This is a genomic window from Gemmiger formicilis (genome assembly GCF_900167555.1).
GTDB classification, from domain to species: Bacteria; Bacillota; Clostridia; order Oscillospirales; family Ruminococcaceae; genus Gemmiger; species Gemmiger formicilis.
This window is the reverse complement of sequence record NZ_FUYF01000059.1, coordinates 1-3378: the sequence shown is the minus strand read 5'-3', so window position 1 is coordinate 3378 and position 3378 is coordinate 1. Positions and strand designations below refer to the sequence as shown.

Sequence of the window (3378 nt, the reverse complement as noted above, 5' to 3'; positions counted from 1 at the left end):
CACCGCCGGCTGCTTTTCAAATTCATCGGTCATGTGACGGTAACAGCCACGCGCACGACCTCGTCAGGTACGCTGCGGAACGCGATGGCGTGCGCGGTGCAGGCAGCAGATAGGTTTTGCGCAGATTGTTCAGTTCCAGTTGCATGGCAGAGGTACGCTTTCTTTGTTCCAAAAGGTTGAGATAAGAATGATCGAACCATCCAGTGCGTGTTATGGTTTCCTGCTATATACATAATCATCGAGGAGTATGTAGTTCGGAATATTGTTCCAATAATCGCTTTTTGCAATCAGGCGAAGGTTTGGCAAAAGCATTGTAGTGGTAATTTCGCGTCCATCCGGAGCGTAGTCTGGCACCTCATATTCCATCAGGCCATACCTAACAAGAAAATATTCCGATCCTTCTGCTAAAATCAAAACACTTTTCTCATCATCCGATGTCAGAGTCAGCTTTTGGAGTGACTTGCTGATTGGATCAAATGCACACGAAACGGCTTGACCGTCTGAATCCTGCACGGCAGTGACCAACAAATGCCCATCGAAAGAATCTGCACTTAATGAAAGCCGGTCGTAAGATACTTCATCGTCGAAACGAATCGGGCCGGCGAATAGACATTCCGGCGTATCGCTTTCCAAATCCCAGCAATAAAGGCCGTTTGTTTCCTTGTCCCAGTAGTACATATTCCCGTTCATAAACATCTCGCTTCGCTCATCCTGCTTCCAGCGGCAAAGCTCCTGCTGTTGGCCATCAGATGAAAGCAGCGTAAGCTGATGTACCTGCTCTTGGACAGCGCGTACGATATCATCCGCGGAAAGGTCATCGCTTAACTTGGCCGGATTCAAAATGCTTTTTAGGATAATTTTATCCTGATGCGCTCCGACGATGAAATGTCGTGATTCCGAATCGAGTTGGCATATTTCCCGTCGTGTACCATCGGCAATCTTCAACTGAATCAATGTGCTTGGGGTAGTTGTGCCGTCATCTTGAAGCAGACAAGAAAGATAGTAAAGATTTTCGCCGTCACAAGCAACACAGCCGCTTACGATGGATTCATTCGCAGCCAATTTCGTCAAGATTTGTCGGTCTGCACCATCGAGGTCACATCGTGCAATATACCCTTGTCGCTCAGAAGTTTCGTCTGCCGCAAAGGATGGCGTGTTTAGTTTGAAAATGAAAAGATAATCATCACTTAGGGCAAGATAACAACCGCCAATTGTACTTTCCAGATAACTGGTATCGGACTCATTGTTGTGATCACTGTTAATCTGGTTAGAAAGATAAATATGGCTTTTTGTTGCATAGTCGGTATATAGTAGGTTTCCGCCGCCGGCAGGTCGATCAAAGACCTCGTAGCAGCCCTTTTCATTTCCCAATATGCTAGAAGCGATAATACCATTGGCGGATGAAATGATTTTCATCTGCGCGGCATCAGAACTTCCGTCAGATGGCTGCGTCAAATTCATAGAATCCGCCAGCGATATGTTTTCTGTGACAGCTTTTTCCCCTTTGACATTTGCATCGGAAAGAGAGGCTGCACATCCGGAAAACAGAAGACAAATACAAAGGGTAAAAGCCTTTCGACAAAACGATGAATCATGCATGATCCTCTCCTATAGCAATTGTATTTAGACGGCTTCCGGGGGCATCACCAGTCTTTTAATTTACGGCCATTAAATCAGGATACATGTGTCCAGTTGGTAGGATTGCTCGTCCAACGGCAAATCCTACCATAAGTATTATAAGGGCTTGTGTTCTGGCTTGTCATTGTGACGCCAAAATTAGCATACGTTCCCGTTTGATATGCTAAAGTCAATTTGCCGTAGGTTAAAACACAATCATTGTAATCATTTCCCATGGCAGAGTCTCTCCGTGTAGCGAAAAGATAAATGCATAAAAAAGGAATCAGGCCATTATGAATCAAAAGCTATCATTAGAAATCGGATGAAAATTATCACGCGAGTGAAAATAGTCATCTTGTGAGAGCAATGCGTATTTTGGAATCAAAACATTTTCCATCGTGTTGTCATCGGCAACGGCGATATTGACGGATGTGTAATCGTAGACAACACAAAATTGATCTTTTACTACGGTTAACGATGTAAGGAAATTCCCTTGAGAATCTTTCAAATTCATCTCTTCGGAAAACTCACCGTTTTCGAGATTTAATACTCGATAGTGTGGCAGAAAATACCCCTCTTTGCTCACATAAGATGTTTCGTAAAGCAGGTATTTCCCATATGGTCCTCTGCAATCAGGACGATGCTCATCATCCGGCTGCTCTGCATAAGGGGAACAGTCAAAACATTTTTCCTCGCCGGTAAGTAAATTCCGCATTTTTAGAGAAGCTGTTTGATAGTCATACTCGAAAAGTGTGTCGACGGAAACAAAAGCCCCTGTTTTTGAAGTCTCATTGCTATAAAAAGGTGTGCTCGCAAGAACTGCAGTTGTGTCATACCCCGGATAAAGGTAATAGAAGTGCTGTTCACTTTCGTTTGCCCGGTAAACTATAAAACAGTCCCCGCAAGCCGAATAGAGGCCATAATCTGTTATATCTATCAACGGATCTATTTCCGCTGTTTTTACATCTAATTTGCTTAAGGTCTTTTTTTCCGTTATCCCGCCCGACGATTCGGATACCTCTGACAAAACAAAATACAATGACGAATTTGTTTCATCTGTATAAAAAGCAGGGCCGATGCTCTGTCCGCTTTGGGCACTGAATAACAATTTCTTGTTTTCTCCGTTCGCATCAGCAATCCAAATGCAAGCAGGGTGGTTTGATGACTCGCCGTTTTGCACAAGAAGAATTGAATTCCCAAGTTGTAAAATTCCGGGGAGAAAACCGCTTTCATCAATTTGCAGCCAGGCAGTGCAGCTATCATTTGAGTGTGTACAATTTGGTGTATCGCATAAAGGTATCTGCTGCATTGTCTCAAAATCAATATAAAAAATGTTGCCATACCCATTAGCAATCGAATCTACAGTATACATCCCTTGCTCAGAGCTCGGAACACAAAGCGATAATTTATGTTCAGCTGTTGAGGGGGTGACTATATCATCAGATGCCATTTGCGATGATACCGCTGATGTTGCCTCGTTGGCATTGTAGGAGCATCCGACTAAAAGCAACGACAAGATTCCAATCGCCAACAGATTAAAATGTTTCATTCTGTTCTCTCGATCTGCTACAAATGCATTATATTTTACAGAAAAGACGGACCCCTGCTTTAGTAGAAACGACTTTTTTTAGAATCGGATGAGATGAAGTGTTTTCATAAAGCAAGGATGCTTGCGTATCAGCCGATTTTTTCAAAATCGCGGTAGTTGGCATTTCCTGACCAATAGTCCGCTTTGGAAATCAGCGCATAGCGCCTCTCGCC

2 protein-coding genes are annotated in these 3378 nt (G+C 43.6%); both read right to left on the bottom strand.

The window, feature by feature from the left end; translation table 11 throughout:
• Window positions 1–210: 210 nt before the first annotated feature.
• The gene (locus B5D32_RS14390; RefSeq protein ID WP_078785644.1) at window positions 211–1599 is read right to left on the bottom strand and encodes a hypothetical protein; all 1389 of its coding nucleotides are present in this window, start codon (window positions 1597–1599) and stop codon (window positions 211–213) included.
• A gap of 316 nt (window positions 1600–1915) precedes the next feature.
• A complete protein-coding gene (locus B5D32_RS15110; RefSeq protein WP_143402809.1) occupies window positions 1916–3166 on the bottom strand; it encodes a hypothetical protein in 1251 nt (416 codons plus the stop codon).
• Window positions 3167–3378: the final 212 nt, after the last annotated feature.